General features: G+C 64.9%; 16 protein-coding genes. 8 read left to right on the top strand and 8 right to left on the bottom strand.

The annotated features are described in order from the left end of the window. Position 1 precedes the first annotated feature (1 nt). The 3 genes from G8O24_RS08625 to G8O24_RS08615 form a co-directional block, all read right to left on the bottom strand. Positions 2-1,543: a DUF1800 domain-containing protein gene (locus G8O24_RS08625; RefSeq protein ID WP_188098348.1), complete on the bottom strand. Its 1,542-nt coding sequence runs from the start codon at positions 1,541-1,543 to the stop codon at positions 2-4. Between the two features lie 160 nt (positions 1,544-1,703). Next, entirely contained in the window at positions 1,704-3,656 is a 1,953-nt protein-coding gene (locus tag G8O24_RS08620; protein WP_188098347.1) for an SGNH/GDSL hydrolase family protein, read from the bottom strand. 111 nt (positions 3,657-3,767) lie between these two features. Then, positions 3,768-4,850: a lysylphosphatidylglycerol synthase transmembrane domain-containing protein gene (locus tag G8O24_RS08615; RefSeq protein WP_188098346.1), complete on the bottom strand. Its 1,083-nt coding sequence runs from the start codon at positions 4,848-4,850 to the stop codon at positions 3,768-3,770. Between the two features lie 430 nt (positions 4,851-5,280). Here G8O24_RS08615 and G8O24_RS08610 point away from each other — a divergent pair, with 430 nt between their 5' ends. From G8O24_RS08610 to G8O24_RS08600, 3 genes are all read left to right on the top strand, one after another. Beyond that, positions 5,281-5,787, top strand: coding sequence for a YciE/YciF ferroxidase family protein (locus G8O24_RS08610; RefSeq protein ID WP_188098345.1), 507 nt, complete (start codon positions 5,281-5,283; stop codon positions 5,785-5,787). Between the two features lie 142 nt (positions 5,788-5,929). Beyond that, a complete protein-coding gene (locus G8O24_RS08605; protein WP_188098344.1) occupies positions 5,930-7,357 on the top strand; it encodes an MFS transporter in 1,428 nt (475 codons plus the stop codon). 104 nt (positions 7,358-7,461) lie between these two features. Continuing rightward, on the top strand, positions 7,462-9,858 hold the full coding sequence (locus G8O24_RS08600; RefSeq protein WP_188098343.1) for a bifunctional diguanylate cyclase/phosphodiesterase: 2,397 nt from the start codon (positions 7,462-7,464) through the stop codon (positions 9,856-9,858). Between the two features lie 12 nt (positions 9,859-9,870). Here the strand turns inward: G8O24_RS08600 and G8O24_RS08595 are convergent, their stop codons facing one another. After that, positions 9,871-10,314 (bottom strand): hypothetical protein, encoded by a 444-nt coding sequence (locus G8O24_RS08595; RefSeq protein ID WP_188098341.1) that lies wholly within the window; start codon positions 10,312-10,314, stop codon positions 9,871-9,873. Positions 10,315-10,379: 65 nt separating this feature from the next. On the opposite strand from G8O24_RS08595, the gene G8O24_RS08590 reads away from it, so the two are divergent. Continuing rightward, positions 10,380-10,964: a hypothetical protein gene (locus G8O24_RS08590; protein WP_188098339.1), complete on the top strand. Its 585-nt coding sequence runs from the start codon at positions 10,380-10,382 to the stop codon at positions 10,962-10,964. A 65-nt stretch (positions 10,965-11,029) separates the two neighbouring features. Further along, complete coding sequence (locus G8O24_RS08585; RefSeq protein WP_188098338.1) at positions 11,030-11,629, top strand: YdcF family protein; 600 nt, start codon at positions 11,030-11,032, stop codon at positions 11,627-11,629. Positions 11,630-11,641: 12 nt separating this feature from the next. Here the strand turns inward: G8O24_RS08585 and G8O24_RS08580 are convergent, their stop codons facing one another. After that, on the bottom strand, positions 11,642-12,985 hold the full coding sequence (locus G8O24_RS08580; RefSeq protein ID WP_188098336.1) for an aminotransferase-like domain-containing protein: 1,344 nt from the start codon (positions 12,983-12,985) through the stop codon (positions 11,642-11,644). A 186-nt stretch (positions 12,986-13,171) separates the two neighbouring features. On the opposite strand from G8O24_RS08580, the gene G8O24_RS08575 reads away from it, so the two are divergent. Continuing rightward, entirely contained in the window at positions 13,172-13,408 is a 237-nt protein-coding gene (locus G8O24_RS08575; RefSeq protein ID WP_188098334.1) for a DUF1127 domain-containing protein, read from the top strand. A gap of 486 nt (positions 13,409-13,894) precedes the next feature. On the opposite strand, the gene G8O24_RS08570 is transcribed toward G8O24_RS08575, so the two are convergent. From G8O24_RS08570 to G8O24_RS08560, 3 genes are read right to left on the bottom strand one after another with little or no spacing between them, the layout of a single operon-like run. After that, complete coding sequence (locus G8O24_RS08570; RefSeq protein WP_188098332.1) at positions 13,895-14,356, bottom strand: hypothetical protein; 462 nt, start codon at positions 14,354-14,356, stop codon at positions 13,895-13,897. 14 nt (positions 14,357-14,370) lie between these two features. Next, on the bottom strand, positions 14,371-14,796 hold the full coding sequence (locus G8O24_RS08565; protein ID WP_188098330.1) for a universal stress protein: 426 nt from the start codon (positions 14,794-14,796) through the stop codon (positions 14,371-14,373). Positions 14,797-14,850: 54 nt separating this feature from the next. After that, positions 14,851-15,387 (bottom strand): SixA phosphatase family protein, encoded by a 537-nt coding sequence (locus G8O24_RS08560; protein WP_188098328.1) that lies wholly within the window; start codon positions 15,385-15,387, stop codon positions 14,851-14,853. A 106-nt stretch (positions 15,388-15,493) separates the two neighbouring features. Between G8O24_RS08560 and G8O24_RS08555 the strand changes: the two genes are divergently transcribed. Further along, on the top strand, positions 15,494-16,954 hold the full coding sequence (locus G8O24_RS08555) for an NAD(P)/FAD-dependent oxidoreductase (RefSeq protein WP_188098326.1): 1,461 nt from the start codon (positions 15,494-15,496) through the stop codon (positions 16,952-16,954). 84 nt (positions 16,955-17,038) lie between these two features. Further along, a complete protein-coding gene (gene msrB, locus G8O24_RS08550; protein ID WP_188098325.1) occupies positions 17,039-17,551 on the top strand; it encodes a peptide-methionine (R)-S-oxide reductase MsrB in 513 nt (170 codons plus the stop codon). Positions 17,552-17,651 lie beyond the last annotated feature (100 nt).

The raw sequence follows: 17,651 nt of genomic DNA, 5'->3' as shown, positions 1-17,651 counted from the left end.
CTCAGTGCATGAATTCCGGTGACGATAGAAACAGCGTATTCCAGTCCTGTGGTGAAATGGCCCGGTCGAGCGATGCCAGCGTCGTCGGGCCGAGCGTCTTGCGAAGTCCGTTGAAGTAGAGCGCGTTCTGGAGCAGCGGGAACGCAGGCTGCTCGACCGGGTTGGGACCGTCGGATTTGAACAGGCCGGAGGAGCCGGATCCGATCTGACGCGCGATCTCGAAGCGAACCATCATCTGCCCAGGACCGCTCCACGACGCCGAGGTCAGGGCGTAGCCGTCCGGCGTCTCGTGATTGAACAGGCCCTCGCCGAGGCGATTGATCCAGCCCTGGATCGGTGCCGTGTTCAGAATCACCCTGTCGTCATAGGCCAGACGGACCGCCGACAGCACGTATTGCACGGGATCCTTGAAGCGGGTGCCGGGCTTCAGCGCGGCCTCGAATTCGGGTGAATGGATCATGATGGCGAGGACAGAGGCAATGTCGCCGTCGGTGGACTTGAATGTCTGCGCCATCCGCTGCACGAGCGCTTCCGGCGGATTGTCCGAGACGAAGTAGGTCGCGATCTTGCGCGAGACATGGCTCGCGGTCGCGGGATGGTGCACCAGGATGTCGATGGCCTCGTCGACCTCGGCGAGCCCGCGTCCCTTGATGGTGTGACCAAGAAGGGACTTGTCGCTGTAGTCGTGACGGGACGGATTGAACTCGAAGGCACCCTCGCGCACCAGCTGCGACTGCAATTCCGGTTTGAGCTTCGGGTCTTCCGGTTTGGTGTCGATGCCAACGCCAGTGAGAATCTTCGCCAGTGCCTCGACGTCGGCCTGCGTGTAGCCGGAGCCGACGCCCATGGTGTGCAGCTCCATGATCTCGCGCGCGTAGTTTTCGTTGAGGTGACCGGCGGCGTTGTCGGCATTGTCGAGATAGCGCAGCATCGCGGGATGGCGAACGGTCGCCGCGAGCAGGTCACGAAACTTGCCGAGCGAATTGGGGCGAATGGCGTGGTCGACATAGTCGCCCACCAGCACGCGCAGATTCGACTTGTACTGGTGGACGTTGAAATGATTGAACCAGAACCAGACCATGCGCTCGCGCAGCTGGTCCGGAGCGTAGAGCGCGCGCAGGATGGTGCGTGCCGCGGCCTGCTTGGCGCGCTCGTTCATCGCCTGCTGAAACACCTGCTGGGCGGCTTTCTTCTGCTCGGGATCGACGACCTGGTTGGCGCTCTTGGATTGCTGCTCGAAGGCAACCGCAATGTCGAACGGGAAGCTGTGAACGTCGGGCATCACCTCGATCTGCGACTTGGCGGCCTCGGGCAGCGCCGGGTTGCCGGCCGGATGCAGCTGCTCCTGGAGCCAACGCTCGGCGCCGATGCCGTGCATGTGCATGGCGCTCGAGGTGCTGACGCCGAACGTCAGCCGATCGAGCAAGGCGAGATCATGCGGATTGAGATCCTCAGCGCGAGCGATGTTCGAGCTCAGGCCGGTGGCGAGCGCCACGAGCGCCGCGAGGCGCGACCATCGACGATATCCGCTGCTGCTATCCACGATCGGTCCCGATGGGTTCGGACGGTACGAGAACGCCCAGATCTCAAGAGGCGTGTCATCATGCGCCGGCCGGCTGAACCTGCCCTGAATGGAATAGACTCAATTGACGGCAGCGGATCAATTTCTAGCGAGCGGGAAACTGAACGATTCCGCGCGCGGCTTATTGCTGAGCGCCCGGCAGGAGTGGAACAAGCAGTCCGCGCGTGACGTTCGGCGGCACGGCGTCGAGGCCAAGCACGGCGCTCGCGGCCGGCAGCGTGGCATCCGCCATCGCGGCATGGCCTTCGGCGCTCGGATGCACAGCGCCGCCATAGACGGCCGAGAGCACGCCCCAGGTCGCGTCGTGGATGTCGGTCGGCTGGCTCGCTGCAGGTAGGCCTTGCGGATAAGTCATTGCCGCGAAATAGCTGTCATTGGCGTCGCGGATCCAGCGTGCCCGCGGCAGATAGGCGCGATATTCCGAGGCGCCGCGGCCGCACAGCATCGGCTGGCTCGCCGCGCTGACAATGTCCGGATCGAAGCTCTGGCCGTTTTCGGCAAAGCAGGTGCGATCGAATTCGGGATCGTTGCCGGAATGGGCGCAGAAGCCGTGATCGGCGAACGCGGTCTGGTGCGCATCGACGAAGGTCATGCGGTCAGCCTCGGGATCGCGGCACAACGCGCCGCGCGTGCAGGTGGCGAGCCCCTTCAGCTGCGGCAGGAATTCGGTGTCGACGAAGGTCGACACGCGGGCGAGGCGCTGCGGATCGGCGTTGAAGGCAGGATGGATGTCGAAGCCGCCGCGGCCGCCGCGGCAAGGCACGCCGCCATCAGCCAGCGCGGGATTGGCATAGGAGACGTAAACCACATGCGAGAGATCGCCGCCGACCAGAGGCTTCAGCGCCTCGCGCAGCTTGACGAAATTCTGCGGCAGCTCGCGCTGGAGCGCGTCGCGGGAATCGTCGACGCTCGCCATCACGCCGGAGCGGCGGAACAGCGCGCGCTCGGTCGCGGTGTCGACGATGACGTCGGCGACGAGCCCGGAGAAGTAGACGTCGTTGGCGCCAATCGAGAGCAGGACGAGATCGAGATTGCGATCGGGCTGGCGCTTCTTGGCTGCCGTGACTGCTTCGCGGAGCTCGGCGACCTGGGCATTGACGCTGGTGTTGCAGACGCCGGACTTGCCGGGCGGGCATTCTCGGGCGCGCTGCGAGCCGAGTAGCCCGTCGCTGATGCTGGCTCCGGTGCAGGCGAGCGGCAGATAGGTGACGGCGATATGGGTGTAGCGCACCGCGAGCGCGAGCGCGGTGCGGGCCTGGTAGCTGTAGAGCGAGCGGTGGCAGGGCGAGTTGAACCAGAGCGCGCTGTAATGCTGCCAGTTGGCCAGCGTGTCCGGCGCCTCGCAGGCGCGGCCGCCCTTGAAGCCCGCGCGGCTCGGCCGGTAATATTGTGCGCCCGCGGTGCCGAGATAGGAGCGGAAGCAGAAACCTTCGTCCGACAGGGCCAGCGGCCGATCCGGATTGCCTTCGCCGGAGGCGATGCTGTCGCCGAGGCCGGCGATGAAGATGTCGCGGACCTGGATCTCGGCCTGGAGACGCTGGCTCGGATCGGAGCCGGAGGCGACGTCGACGGTTGCCACCGTCTGCTTGCCGTAGCGCACCCGCAGATTGATCGGCTCGGCGCAGTCGAAGGTCGAAGTCTGCGCCCCGTCACCGTCGTCGAACGACCATGCACAGGTGGCGCCGACCGGCACCGCGCCCGTCAGACGCACGGTGATGGGGTGGTCGATCGGGGTGATGTAATTCTCTTTGACGTTGTCGCGGGTGCAGGGCTGGTTGACCCGGCCTTGGAGGTCGATGCAGAGCCGGTTGACCATGTTGCGGGCCCAGCCGCGGCCCTCGCTCTGCAGCTCCAGGGACTGCTCGGCGGCGAGGATGTTGCGGTTACGCGCATTCTCGACATGCAGCAGGAAGTCGCGCTCCTCGCGAAACAGGCGGAAGCGGTTGCGGACCTCCCAATTGATCTGCATGGCGCCGGCATCCTGGGCGGCTGCGGGCTGAGGGGGCAAAATGGCGAGGAGTCCGGCCAACAGCAGGGCGCCCGCACAAAATCGGCGAAAGGAAACAGGGATCATGGCCCGCGTCTTCAACGGCAAAGTTGAGGCGGAAATAAGAGGGCATAGCTCCCTTGGCCGCAACCTTTGTCCGCCGTGCTTGTAAGGCGGCCGGCCTGGTCGCTGGCCGGGTTAACGTTTGCTGGCCTGGCGCAGCGACCGCTGATGCTCCATCGCCGTGACCTGCTTGGGCAGGTTGGCCTGCGCGCAGGCTTCCGCCAGCCGTCGCCGTTCCTGCCAGGGCTGGACCACGTTCATCCAGAGCTCGCGCGTGCCCATGATGGAGATGGCGAGGCCGAACGGGATCACGAAATAGAGAATGCGGAAGACCAGCAGGGTCGCCAGCAACTGCTCGCGGCCGAACTCGGGCAGCGCCACCAGCATGGCGGCGTCGAATACGCCGATCGAGCCGGGCGCATGGCTGGCGAAGCCAAGCAGCGTCGCCAGGATGAATACCACCGCGAGCGACAGGAAATCGATCGGGGGATTGGCCGGTATCAGCAAATACATCGCAAAGGCGCAGAAGCCGAGATCGACCACGCCGATCAGGATCTGCACCAGCGTCAGCGGCGCCGATGGCAGCACCACCTTCCAGCCCTTCTGGCCGAGTTCGCGGCGCTTCTCGCCCATGCTGAGCCAAATCAGATAGGCGGCGATCGAGGCGAGGCCGCCGAATGCGATCAGCCGGTTAATCGACGAGGGCAGTTGATCCATGTAGGAGGCTGCGTCCGGATGGACGGCCATGCCGATCGACAGCACGAAGATGTTACCGAGCCAGAACGTCAGGCCGGAGAGGAAGCAGATCTTGGCGACATCGATCGCGTTCAGGCCATAGTCCGAGTAGATCCGGAAACGGATCGCGCCGCCGGTGAAGACCGTGGCGCCGATGTTGTGGCCGATCGAATAGGACGTGAAGCTCGATAGCGCTGCAATGCGGTAAGGAACGTGCTTCTTGCCGATCGTTCGCAGCGCAAAAAAGTCGTAGAAGGTCAGGGTGCAGAACGCGAAGAAGACGCAGATCGCGGCCAGCCCGATGTTGCCGCGAGGGATATCGGTCAGCGCCGTGAGGATGGCGCCCCTGTCGATGCCGTGGAGGGTCCGCACAAGCGTGGTGACCGCGAAAGCGATGATCACGACGCTCGCGGCAATTCCCAGCCGTCGCCAGCCGATCCATTTCTTGAAGCCGCGTTTCAGCGCGGGCAGCAGTCCGTGCATTCATCCTCCCGGCGGGGGGCAAAACCGACCCGATCGGGCCGTTGGCAGGTCGGGTGTGATCGTTGCCAAAAACGGGCGCCGATCGCTAGGTATCTTCGTAGCTCATTAAGGCAAAAACAGCGACTTGTGCAGCCCTTGACAAGAACAGGATCGCACCGGATCGGCCGTTTTTGTCATACGTCGTTCACATCACGCGCGCGTTAAGCATGTGAGTCGAAAGAGGAGTGCTTCGGCGGCGCGCCCTTGGTGTTTAAATGGTTTCAGATCCCGCGCCCACAAGCATTGTTCCAGCGCAAAGCCCGGCGACTTTGTTTGGAACGACGGCGCCGTGTGCAGGTTACCGCCCATCAGCAACCGAACACGGCGAAACAAGCGGCTTTCGTGTAAGCCGGAGCGGTCGTGTTCCCGAAAACTCGCGAGGATCCGAGCGATGGGATTGTTCACAAAAGACATCAAGACCATGAACGACCTGTTCGTGCATCAGCTGCAGGACATCTATTACGCCGAGCAGCAGCTCACCAAGGCGCTGCCGAAAATGGCCGACAAGGCGACCGATCCGCAGCTGAAACAGGGCTTTTTGACGCACCTTGAAGAAACCAAGCAACACGTCACGCGGCTTGAGGAAGTGTTCAAGATGCACGGCGTGCAGGTGAAGGCGGTCGACTGCCCCGCGATCGACGGCATCATCGAGGAGGCCGACGAAACCGCCGGCGAAGTCGCGGACAAGGCCGTGCTCGATGCGGCGTTGATCAACGCGGCGCAGGCCGCCGAACATTACGAGATCGTCCGCTATGGCAGCCTGATCGCCTGGGCGAAGCAGCTTGGCCGCAGCGACTGCGCCGCCGTGCTCGCCAAGACGCTCGAGGAAGAGAAGGCAACCGACAAGAAGCTGACGACGCTGGCCGAGAGCAAGGTCAACCTGCGCGCGGCGAGTTAAGCCTTAAGAGGTTCTCGATAGCGCCGCGCGGTTCTCCCGCGCGGCGCTCGTGTTTCGGGTTTTCATCATTCATCTGATGTCGAAACATGATAGCGCGGAGCCGGCGTATTAAGTCGTATGGGGCTGCAATCGAGGTGGCAGCATGCGAGCCAATACCGCCAAAGCCAATACCGCCAAATATGAGACCCTCGCGACCGGCGCGTCCCGCACCCCATCGCGCCTTGCAACCTCGTTGACGCTGGCCGCGATGAGCCTCGGCTATGGCGTCGTGCAGCTCGACGTCACCATCGTCAACACTGCGCTCGACGCCATGAGCAAGACGCTCGGCGGCGGCGTCGCGGAACTGCAATGGGTGGTCAGCGCCTACACCATCGCTTTTGCCGCGTTCATCCTGACGGCCGGAGCACTGGGCGATCGCATCGGCGCCAAGCGCATCTTCATGGCGGGATTCGCGCTCTTCACTGCGGCTTCATTGGCCTGCGCACTGTCTCCCAACGCCATCGTGCTGATCGGGGCGCGGCTGGTGCAGGGGCTGGCGGCGGCAATCCTGGTGCCGAATTCGCTGGCGCTGCTCAATCACGCGTATACGGATGATCGCGCGCGCGGCCGTGCCGTTGCGGTCTGGGCCGCAGGTGCGAGCCTGGCGCTGACGGCCGGCCCCTTCGTCGGCGGTGCGCTGATCACGCTGGTCGGCTGGCGGGCGATATTCCTCGTCAATCTGCCGATTGGCCTCGCAGGCCTGTGGCTTAGCTGGCGCTATGCGACCGAGACCACGCGGGCGCGCTCGCGCGAGATCGATCTGCCCGGCCAGCTCGCCGCGATCGGAGCGCTGGGCGCGCTCGCTGGTGCGATCATCGAAGCCGGTGCGCTTGGATGGGACCATCCGGCGGTGATCGCGGCGTTCGCGACCTCCGCCATCCTCGCTGCCCTGTTCGTCTGGCGCGAGGGCCGCGCCGAGCAGCCGATGCTGCCGCTGTCCTTGTTCAGTCATCGGCTGTTTACGCTGACCACGATCGTCGGCCTCCTCGTCAACATCGCGATCTATGGCCTGATCTTCGTGCTGAGCGTCTACTTCCAGCGGATCAACGGCCTGTCAGCATGGTGGACCGGGCTTGCCTTCGTGCCGATGATGGGCGTAGTGCTGCCGGTCAACCTGCTGGCACCGCGCCTGGCCGAGCGTATCGGCCCGTGTCCGACCATCGTGGCCGGCGCATGCATTTCTGCGTTCGGCTGTCTTGGCCTCGTCTGGATCGAGGCCGGGACGAGCTACTCAGCGATCGTTGCGCAGATGATCGCGATCAGCAGCGGGCTTGGCCTCCTGGTACCGCCGCTGACCTCGACTTTGCTCGGCAGCGTCGAGAAGGCGCGCTCGGGTATCGCTGCGGGCGTCCTCAACGCGACGCGGCAAACTGGCAGCGTGCTTGGTGTCGCCCTATTCGGCTCGCTGGTGGCGTCCGATCGCGCGTTCATGACCGGCCTTCACCAATCGCTAATCATATCGGCTGCGGTGCTGCTGCTTGCCGCCGGCGTGATCGGCCTTGGCGTCATCGCTCATACGCGAGAAATGTGAGCAGCCGCAGACATTCTCCGTTCACCATTCCGGGAACCCGGGCGCAGCCGGTTACCGACTGTCCATCTCTGCCGGCTCTAGTGCGATCGGAATAGGGGCCGGCAATGTATCAAGTTCTGTTTTGTCTCATCGACCAGCACGACTGGCGTCTGGTCGCACTCGGTGGGGCGGTATGTCTGCTCGCAAGTGCAGCGGCCATCAGCCTGTTTCTCCGGGCGCGCGCGGCGACCGGCGGTGCTCGCCTGGTGTGGATCACGCTCGATGCCATCGTGGCTGGCTGCGGCATCTGGGCAACGCATTTCATCGCGATGCAGGCCTACGGGCCGGGCGCCGGTGGCGCCTACAACATCCCCGTGACCATCCTCTCGCTGATCTTTGCGATCGCGGTCACCTTCATCGGTCTCAGCATTTCGGTTTCGACGAGGCGCGGAGCTCTGGTCGCGCTTGGTGGGGCTGTCGTTGGCGGCGGTGTGGCGGCGATGCATTACACCGGCATGATGGCTTTCGAGATTCCCGCTCATGTCGGTTGGAGCGCCGGAATAGTGACGGTATCGATCTTGCTCGGCATCGTGTTTGGATCTTGCGCCCTTTTCGTCGCAGGCCGCGATAGCCTGTCCAGCGCGCTCGCCGCGACGATCTTGCTGACGGTTGCCATTGTCTCTCATCATTTCACCGCGATGGGCGCGCTGGAATTGACGCCCGATCCTGCCGTCGCGATCAGCGGGTTGTCGATCCCGCCAGCCTCGATGTCCTTTCTCACCGCAAGCGCCGCGGTAGCGATCATCGCAATCGCACTGGTCGCGGCGTTGCTTGACCGCCGCGCGAAGGGCGAACTGGGGCGCCAGCAGATCGTGCTGGACACCGCGCTGGAGAATATGTCGCAAGGACTCTGCATGTTCGACGCCAGTGGAAAGATCATGCTGTTCAACGAGCGCTATGCGGCGATGCTGGGGCGCACCGGCATCCCGCTCACCGGCCGATTGCTGGTCGAAGTGCTGAGGGAAGAGCACGCCAGGGGGCAGTGGAAGGGCGATGCGGACCAATTCTTTGCGCGGCTCGTTGCCGATGCGCGCGATGGCCGCACCACGACGGACGTTGTGACCAGGTTCGATCGCTCGATCCGCGTCGTCAACCAGCCGATGCAGGGCGGCGGCTGGGTTGCCACTTTCGAGGACATCACCGAATGGCTGGAGGCGCAGGCCAAGATCACGCACATGGCGCGCCATGACGCGCTGACCAATCTGCCGAACCGCGTGCTGTTCCACGAGCAGCTCGAACAGGGATTGCGCCGGGCGGGTGCGAACGACCAGCTCGCAGTGCTCTGCCTCGATCTCGACCATTTCAAGGACATCAACGACTCGCTCGGCCATCCCATAGGCGATGCGCTGTTGAAGGAGGTCGGCCGCAGGCTGAAGGCCACGGTCGGCGAGGACGACACGGTGGCCCGCCTTGGCGGCGACGAGTTCGCCGTGGTCCAGATCGGCCGCTCGGAAGAGGCGGCCGCGCGGGCCCTCGCGAGCCATATCGTCGAGGTGATCTCGGCGCCTTACGAGATCGACGACCACCAGATCGTGATCGGCGTCTCGATCGGTATCTCGCTGTCGCCGCAGGACGGCAGCCATCCCGACGAGCTGCTGAAAAATGCCGACCTCGCGCTGTACCGCGCCAAGGCCGATGGCCGCGGCACCTATCGCTTCTTCGAGACCGGCATGGACGCGCGCGCGCAGGCGCGGCGCCTCCTGGAAATGGATCTGCGGGCGGCGCTTCAGCGCAACGAATTCCAGCCCTATTATCAGCCGATCCGCGACGTCGTCAGCGACCGCGTGGTCGCCTTCGAGGCGCTGCTGCGCTGGAATCATCCGCAGCGTGGCCTGATCGCGCCGATCAACTTCATTCCGCTCGCCGAGGAGACCGGCCTGATCGTCCAGCTCGGCGAGCTCGTGCTGCGCAGGGCCTGCGCGGATGCTGCGACCTGGCCCGATGACGTCGGCGTCGCCGTCAACCTGTCGCCGGTCCAGTTCAAAAATCCGAACCTGATCGCGTCCGTGACCGAGGCGCTGGAGAAATCCGGGCTTGCGGCGCGCCGTCTCGAGCTCGAGATCACCGAATCCGTGCTGCTCCAGAACAGCGAGGCGACGCTGACCACGCTGCACGAATTGCGCGCCATGGGCGTGCGGATCTCGCTGGACGATTTCGGCACCGGCTATTCGTCGCTGAGCTACCTGCGCAGCTTCCCCTTCGACAAGATCAAGATCGACCGTTCGTTCGTGTCCGAGCTTGCCACGCGCGAGGATTCGGTGGCGATCATCCGCGCCGTGACCGGCCTTGGCCGCAGCCTCGGCATCGTCACCACGGCGGAGGGCGTCGAGAATGACGCGCAGCTCGAGCTGCTTCGGCGCGAGGGCTGCACCCAGGCGCAGGGTTATCTGTTCAGCAAGCCGCGCCCGGCCTCCGAGGTCGCGATGATGCTGGATCGGCCGCGGCTGCGCGCCTCGGCTTAATCGAACTCGGGCTTATTTGGGTTTGCCGCCGCGCAGGGCGAAATGCGCGCCGCAGAACGCCATCACGGCGCCGAGGCAGAGCGCCGCGAGGCCCGCTAGCACGCCCGATATGGTCGGGATCGGGCTCGGCGCCGAGGCCGCCTGGCCGGCGCCCGCGAGCAGGAGCACGCCGACTGCAATCAGGAATTGGCGCATTCGTTGCGGGATCTGGCCGGAGACGGCGCTCTGCATCAGCGTCGCCGTGAAATAGCCGCCGGAGAATCCGACCGTGGCGATCAGCCACCAGGCGATCGCTGCCCCGGTCGGCATGAACTCATGGGTGTCGGCGCGCCAGAGGCCGCCGAGGTCGAGCCCGTAGCGTGCGCCGAGCATGTGCACCGCGAGCGCTAGCAGCACTCCCGCGATTGCAGCGGCTCCCAGAATCAGGCGGCGCGGAAAATAGATCGTCTCAGCCATGCCCCGCTTGTAGGATGGGGCAGGGCGACTGCGCAAGCGGATCGCGACAGGGAGTGGTGATCGCGATGCAGGCTTTGGACGGGCAGGGCGCCTCGCTCAGCTATGCCTACAAGGCCTCGCTGATCGGCTCGGCGCATCGCTTCGAGCTGACCGACGAAGGATTGTCCTGGCACATCGGTGGCCGCACCGGCCTCTGGCGCTATGACGAGATCAGTGCCGTCAGGCTGTCGTTCCGCCCGGTCTCGATGCAGCAGCACCGCTTTCGCGCCGATGTCAGCCACACCAAGGGTGGCCGCATCGCGATCCTATCGACGAGCTGGCAGACCGCAGCGCTGATGGCGCCGCAGGACAATGGTTTTCGCGACTTCATCGTCGCGCTGCATGCGCGGATGGCGAAGGCCGGCAGCCGGGCCGAGCTGACCGCCGGCCTCGGCGCCAGGACCTATGCGGCCGTGCTGGCGTTCCTGGCACTGCTGGCCGTGGCGATGGCCGGGCTCCTGATGCGCGCGCTGATGACAGGCGAATTCGCCGGCGTGCTGTTCATCCTCGGCTTTGCGGCGCTGTTCGCCTGGCAGGTCGGTGGCTTCGTCCGGCGCAACCAGCCCCGCCGCTACAATTTTGACCGGTTGCCGGCCGGCCTGCTGCCGTAGCGTCTGCAATCGGCCGCAATCAAAATTGACTTCGCAGCGGCGCGGCGGTGCCGCATCGTGGGACGATGACGTCAGGGAATCGCAGCACGCGCCTGCCGACGGCGGACGAAATCGCCGAGATCAATCGCACCCATCTGATCGACACGCCGCTCCGCCCGGCCGACCTGCTGTTTCTGTTCGGCACCCGCGAGGATGTGGCGCTCCGCGTCGCGACCGCCGCGCGGCTATGGCGCGAGGGTTTCTTTCGCTGGTCGATTGTCAGCGGCGGCGTCACTCCGGGCTCGGAGCAATCCGAGTGTACCATCATCAAGGCGGCGATGGTCGCAGCGGGCATTCCGGCGGGCCGCATTCTCGAGGAGCACCGCGCGATGAACACCGGCGAGAACGTGACCTTCTCGCTGCCCGTCATCGATGCAGCGCTGGGATTGCACAACGTCCGCAGCGTGATCTGTCTCGGCAACACCTGGACTGCGCGGCGCTACCCGATGACGCTGCACCGGCACTGGCCTGATGTGACCAAGCTGCTGCTCACTGTCGACAGCTTTGCGATGCCGCGCTCGCTTTGGCATACCGACGCCGACTTTCGCCGTCGTGTCCTGCACGAATGGGACAAGATCGAGCCCTACAAGGCGAAAGGTTTTATCGCCGAATGGCCGGAAGGCTGAGGCTCTCGCGCGCTACTCCGTCGAGTCGAAATCCTCCTCCTTGGTGCCGAGCAGCGACACGATGGTGCGCAGGCCGGAATCGAGCTGCTCGAACGAGGGCGGGGCGAGCGCCAGCCGCACCGCGTTCGGGGCATGGCCATGCGCGACCGCGAAGGTCGAGGACGGCGTCAGCGCGATGTCGCGCCGCGCCGCCGCGGCAACGAAGGTTTGCGAGCGCCAGTGCGGCGGCAGCGTCAGCCACAGATGATAGGAGCGTGCGTCGGCCGCGATCTGGTAGCCGGCCAGCAGCCGTGCCGCGGTCTGCTGGCGGCGCGCCGCGTCGATGCGCTTCAGCCGCGTCAACTCGGCGACGGTGCCGTCGGCCATCAATCGCTGTCCCGACGCCAGCGCGTGGCCCGAAGCGATCCAGCCCCCGGTGCGGACCGCGCCCATCACGCTTTCGCGCAAGCGCGGCGGCGCGACGAGGATGCCGAGCGCAAGGCCCGGTGCGACCTTCTTGGACAGGCTGTCGAGCACGATGCAGCGGTCCGGCCCGAGCGCGGCCAGCGGTGTGTCGTCGGCGAGGAAGCCGTAGACGGCGTCCTCGATAATGGTGAGGTCGAGCTTCTCGGCAACGCGCATGATGTCGGCGCGCCGTGCCGCGTTCATGGTGACGCCGAGCGGATTCTGGATGATGGGCTGAAGGTACAGGGCCGACAGATGCGCTTCGCGATGCGCCTTCTGGATCGCGTCTGGCCGCGCGCCGTGCTCGTCCATCGGGATCGGCACCAGCGTGATGCCGAGCCGCGCGGCGATGCTCTTAACGTAGGGGTAGGTGAGCGCCTCGACGCCGCAGCGGCCGCCGGTCGGCACCAGCGCCGCAAGCGCGGCCGCGAGCGATTGCTTGCCGTTGGCGGTGAAGACGATCTGCTCGGCCTGCGGCGTGAAATCCTTGCGCGCGAGATAGGCGGCGGCGGCATTGCGCGCGCTCTTGGTGCCGGTGCTGGTCGAGGAACGCAGCACCGCTTCCAGCGCATCGACGCGCTCGAGCCCGGCGAGGCTCTTGGCGATCATCGCCCATTGCTGCGGCAATAACGGATAATTGACCTCGAAATCGATGCGCGCGTCACGCGGTTCGGCGACACTCTCGACCTGGCGCCTGATGTCACCGGAAATGAAGGTGCCGCGGCCGACCTCGCCGACGACGAGACCCCGGCGCAGCAGCTCCGTATAAACCCGACTGGCTGTCGAAACGGCTATGCCGCGATCGTAGGCAAAATTGCGCTGCGGCGGCAGCCGGTCGCCGGGTCTTAACGTGCCTTTAGCGATATCTGCGGCAATGGCATCCGCAAGCTTCAAATACTCGAACTTGGACATTATTGCACCGAGAGCAATGTTTTCCTTGCTCCGAGGAATGTACTGGAGCATTTAAGTTCCATCAAGTTCCGCGATTGAGCCGAGGTGAGCGAGAGCAATCCGACGGCAAATGAGGTGCAGACGCTGAAAGCGTTTGCGCCAACGGCACCTGCTTCGCCGCGCGGCACACAAGGCCGGAGAAGAAACATGACCACGATCTCGCAAACTGCCGGGCGGAGTTTACGCCCATCCTCCTCGAGCGGATTTTTTGGCACGCTCGTCAATGCCGCCTTTGCGCTGTTCGACCGCCTGGAGCGCCGCTCCGCGGTCAAGACGCTGAACGAGCTCGACGACCGCGCCCTTCGCGACATCGGCATCACCCGCAGCCAGATCGAGGACGCGGTCTACGGTCAGTTCAAGGCCGAGCTGACGCGGTATCTGTGAGTGCCGTCTCACGAGGCCCGATAGCTCCAAGCGTGGTGACATATATCGCTCCCACATCGTCATGCGGGCCTGGTATTCCGTCATCCTGAAACGCGAGGCTTGTGATGCGACAGCATCGCAAGCCGAGCCTCGAAGGATGAACGGCCGAAATGCAGCCGGGCCGTCACCCTTCGAGGCTCTCCACCCGACGCGTTGCGTCGCATAGAGAGCCCTTCAGGCTGAGGGTCGAAGATTTGTGCATGTGGTGGCACTTGGATTTTGGTTTCGGGAACAGACACACCTTCGCATCCTCGCGGCGCATTCGCCCGAGCTTTGCTGATCTCTTTACCCTCATCTGAAAGAGGGCGCAGGGAAGACCGGGTGCCCGACTGGCACCTGGGGTCCACTGTGCGAAATTGCAAAAACAGGCTGCACAGCACCGTACAGGTAAAGCCGCAACATTCGGCCTTCCCTGCGCAGTGGTCAGGTAACGCAAGGTGTCGTAGGTCAAGCCAGCGCGATCTGGCCCCACATACTGCCATATGCTCGGTCGTCCTCGGAGCGGTCAGGCTTGGGGCGAGGCCGGGTCGAAGCGGTGCGCTGCCGCCGATGCCTGGCATCCAGGCGCTGCATCCGAGCCATGACGCAGGCGGCGAGCGCCGCCATCCGCGCCATCGCCTGTTTGACGACGAACAGGACCGTGCTGATACGGCTCAGCAGGCCGACCAGGATCAGCACCGAGAAGACGTCGATATAGGCGAGGAAGTCGCCGATCAGCATCAGCTCCGGCGGAAGCGGGATGCTGTGATAGTAGGCGCCGATGAGGATGACGACGGGGATGAAGGCGATGACCTTCCGTATCGTCAGCCCGTCGAGCCATGCGGCGAATTGCACGACCAGCACCTCCCACAATGCATCGCCGATCGCGAGCGGGACCTCGTAGGTCCATTTTCGCCACCATCGCTCCACGTCATTGCTCCTGTTTAGTGCCTGACCACCAGCACCGAACACTTGGCGTAGCGCACCACATGCCCGGCATTCGAGCCGAGGAAATAAGTGCGCATCGCAGGCCTGTGCGAGGTCATGACGATCAGGTCGGCCTTCATGTGGGCGGCTTCCTCCAGGATCTCGTGATAGATGCCGCCCTGGCGCACCACGCTGGAGATATGGGCGGGGTCGATGCCGGATTCGCGGGCGACGATCGCGAGCGCCTCTTCCGACGTCTGGCGCTGCTGCTCGTCGAAATCGGCCGGGACGTATTCGGCCAGCATCACTGGCGTCATCGGCAGCACGTTGAGCAGCCGGATCGACCCGCCCCAGTTCTGCGACAGCGTGGCCGCGGTCTCGATCGCAGGCTTCGCCAGGTCGGTGTCGGCGAGGTCGATGGGCACGAGAATGGACTTGAACATCTGCGCCTCCCTAATGACCAGGCTGGATCAACCTGGAGAGGACGCTTCCGCGTCTCATCCCAGTCGAAGCAGCTTGGGGCTGACGAACAGCACCAGGTTGCCGCGGCGGTAGGCCACGTCACCCCAATCCTTGACGTCAAAGTCGAGGATCGCAAGCCCTGCGGTGGGAAGATTGTCGGCGAGCGCCTTGGCGCTGGCGGGATCGCCGCTGCCCATCAGCATCAGGGCGGCCTCGTGCATGCCGGGATTGTGACCGACCAGCAGCAACTGCCTTGGGTTGGCCGGGATCGTTGCAGTGCGAATGGCTTCGAGGATTTGCGCGGGATCGGCGCCGTAGAGTTCCGGCAAGATCTCGACCTCGGGCGCTGCGACGCGGTCCTTCATCGCCTGCCAGGCGATGTCCCATGTCTGCCGCGCCCGGACGGCGTGCGACACCAGCACGAGATCGGGGGCAGGCGGATGGTTGGCGATCCAGTCGCCCATCTCGGCGGCATCCCGATCGCCGCGGTCGTCGAGCCGGCGGTCCTGGTCGCGGCCGCTCGGCGCGTCGGTCTCGGTCTTGGCGTGACGCAGCAGCATCAAACGGCGCATGGCATTCTCGAATCGTTCCAGGTCCAGAATAATCTACCGGTGCCGGCTGAGGACAAGGTGACAAAACCGCTGCACGGATTTCCGGATCATGCTCTAAGAAAACGCCATGAGCGAGACTTTCACAAGCGTGTCCCAGGAAGAAGCGGGCTTTCGAGAACGTGCCCGTCTGTCGTTCGATCTCGACGCCGACATTTGCGTGATCGGGGCAGGGCTCGCCGGCCTTTCCGTCGCGCTGGAGGCGGCCCGGCTCGGGGCCAGCGTCGCGGTGCTCGAGGGCCGTCATATCGGCTGGAACGCCTCGGGCAACCAGCTCGGCACTGTGATGCCGGGCTTCGCGCTGCCGCTCACCGAGCTGATCGAGCGGATCGGCTTCGAGGATGCCGGTGAGTTATGGACGCTCTCGAAGGAGGGCGCCGAGTTCGTGCGGACCAACGCCACTGAGGAGAATATCCCTGGCATCGGCCTGACCGACGGCGTGCTCGAGGTCTCCAATGTCGATGCCGGCGACCGGCTGATCAGCCAGCTGCAGATGCTGAACGAGGATTTCGACACCGAAGCCGAGGGCTGGCAGGTCGATCGCGTCCGCGCGGCGCTCAGGACCGATCGTTACTTCCACGGCGTCTATTATCCCAGGGCGTTCCAGGTCGACGGCCGCAAATATGTCCATGGCCTGGCGGCGCTGGCGCGCCGCGCCGGCGCGCGCATCTTCGAGGACACGCCGGTCGTCAGCATCGATCATTCCGGCATCCGCAAACGCATCGTCACCCCATCGGCACGGCTGCGCGCCACCCACATCGTGCTCGCCGGCAACATCCATCTCGGCGCCCCGTTGCGTCGGCTCTCGGAGACGTTGCTGCCGGTCTGGCGCTATGCCGGCATCACCGCGCCGCTCGGCGAGCGCCTGCATGAGATCATCGCCTTCAAGGGCTCGGTGATGGATTCCGACGGTGTCGATCATTTCCGTATTGTCGATGGTGATCGCCTGATGTGGGAAAGTCCGGAAACCACCTGGGCGGCGCGTCCGCAGCGCTTTGCCGGTCCCATCAGGCGGAGGATTCAATCGATCTTCCCAGAACTCGGGAACGTGGAGATTGCGGAGACGTTCGGCGGCGCGACCGGCCACACTGTGCACGGCATGCCGCAGATCGGCCAGCTGCGCAAAGGGCTGTGGGTGGCGAGCGGGTTCGGGCGTCAGGGCATGAACACCTCGGCGATGGCCGGGCAGCTGATCGCGCGCAGCATCCTTTCGGGCGACGAGCGCTGGAAGCTGTTCTCGCCGTTCGAACTGGTCTGGGCAGGCGGCACCACCGGGCGGGTCGCGGGCCAATTGGTCGGCATCTGGGGCAGGGCGAGTTCCGCCGCCGCGGGGTCGCTGGCCCGATACCGCGAACGAGCGCGGGTGAAGGACAGGGAGCGCGAGGCGCGTCTGGCCGAGGCCAACAGGGCCGCCGGCACCGGTCCGCGCCGTCCGGCGCCCGGAGTGCGGCCGCGGGTGGCCCCACCGCCGCAGCCGGCGGCCACGAAGGCCGCGGAACCGGCCTCCCACGAGCAGGGCGTCTCGCAATAAGTTGAGAAAAATCCCGCCTGGAAGTGTAACGTCAGCCGTTAGAGCCCGTATCTCAGGGCGTGGTCCCCGCGCACGGAGAATGAGATGTTTGACCGCCGCATCCTGCTAACGACTGTCGCCGGCCTGTTCGGCCTTTCGGCCTTCCGCTGGCTGAGGGCAAGTCCGGCGCAGGCTGGAGAGAAAGCCGCGCAGAAATTCGAGATCGAGAAGACCGACGCCGAGTGGCGGGCGCAATTGACGCCGCAGCAATATGAGATCCTGCGCAAGGAGGGCACTGAACGGCCCGGTTCCAGCCCGCTGCTGAACGAGCACCGCAAGGGCACCTTCGCCTGCGCCGGCTGCGACCTGCCGCTGTTTTCCTCCGAGACCAAGTTCGAGAGCGGCACGGGCTGGCCGAGCTTCTACCAGCCGATCGAGGGCAATGTCGGCAAGACCGAGGACCGCACCTTCGGCATGGTGCGTACCGAGGTGCACTGCCGGCGCTGCGGCGGCCATCTCGGCCACGTCTTCGACGACGGTCCGAAGCCGACCGGCTTGCGCTATTGCATCGATGGTTTCGGGCTGGTCTTCCACCCGGCAACGCCGTCGGCGACTTGACGTATGGTCCCGGCAAGAATTGCCGGACCGGCAATTGTGCCCCGGTCATGTGACCGGGGCATTTCTATTTAAGTATCTGATTTTACACACATACCCGCAT

The sequence above is a fragment of the Bradyrhizobium campsiandrae genome, from assembly GCF_014529705.1.
Lineage (GTDB): Bacteria > Pseudomonadota > Alphaproteobacteria > Rhizobiales > Xanthobacteraceae > Bradyrhizobium > Bradyrhizobium campsiandrae.
This window is presented reverse-complemented; position numbering and strand designations above follow the sequence as displayed.

Excerpts from the sequence above, each read along its gene's own strand:
- G8O24_RS08620 (WP_188098347.1), bottom strand. The coding sequence starts at position 3,656 with ATGATCCCTGTTTCCTTTCGCCGATTTTGTGCGGGCGCCCTGCTGTTG.
- G8O24_RS08615 (WP_188098346.1), bottom strand. The coding sequence starts at position 4,850 with ATGCACGGACTGCTGCCCGCGCTGAAACGCGGCTTCAAGAAATGGATC.
- G8O24_RS08610 (WP_188098345.1), top strand. The coding sequence starts at position 5,281 with ATGGGATTGTTCACAAAAGACATCAAGACCATGAACGACCTGTTCGTG.
- G8O24_RS08605 (WP_188098344.1), top strand. The coding sequence starts at position 5,930 with ATGCGAGCCAATACCGCCAAAGCCAATACCGCCAAATATGAGACCCTC.
- G8O24_RS08600 (WP_188098343.1), top strand. The coding sequence starts at position 7,462 with ATGTATCAAGTTCTGTTTTGTCTCATCGACCAGCACGACTGGCGTCTG.
- G8O24_RS08595 (WP_188098341.1), bottom strand. The coding sequence starts at position 10,314 with ATGGCTGAGACGATCTATTTTCCGCGCCGCCTGATTCTGGGAGCCGCT.
- G8O24_RS08590 (WP_188098339.1), top strand. The coding sequence starts at position 10,380 with ATGCAGGCTTTGGACGGGCAGGGCGCCTCGCTCAGCTATGCCTACAAG.
- G8O24_RS08585 (WP_188098338.1), top strand. The coding sequence starts at position 11,030 with ATGACGTCAGGGAATCGCAGCACGCGCCTGCCGACGGCGGACGAAATC.
- G8O24_RS08580 (WP_188098336.1), bottom strand. The coding sequence starts at position 12,985 with ATGTCCAAGTTCGAGTATTTGAAGCTTGCGGATGCCATTGCCGCAGAT.
- G8O24_RS08575 (WP_188098334.1), top strand. The coding sequence starts at position 13,172 with ATGACCACGATCTCGCAAACTGCCGGGCGGAGTTTACGCCCATCCTCC.
- G8O24_RS08565 (WP_188098330.1), bottom strand. The coding sequence starts at position 14,796 with ATGTTCAAGTCCATTCTCGTGCCCATCGACCTCGCCGACACCGACCTG.
- G8O24_RS08560 (WP_188098328.1), bottom strand. The coding sequence starts at position 15,387 with ATGCGCCGTTTGATGCTGCTGCGTCACGCCAAGACCGAGACCGACGCG.
- G8O24_RS08555 (WP_188098326.1), top strand. The coding sequence starts at position 15,494 with ATGAGCGAGACTTTCACAAGCGTGTCCCAGGAAGAAGCGGGCTTTCGA.
- msrB (WP_188098325.1), top strand. The coding sequence starts at position 17,039 with ATGTTTGACCGCCGCATCCTGCTAACGACTGTCGCCGGCCTGTTCGGC.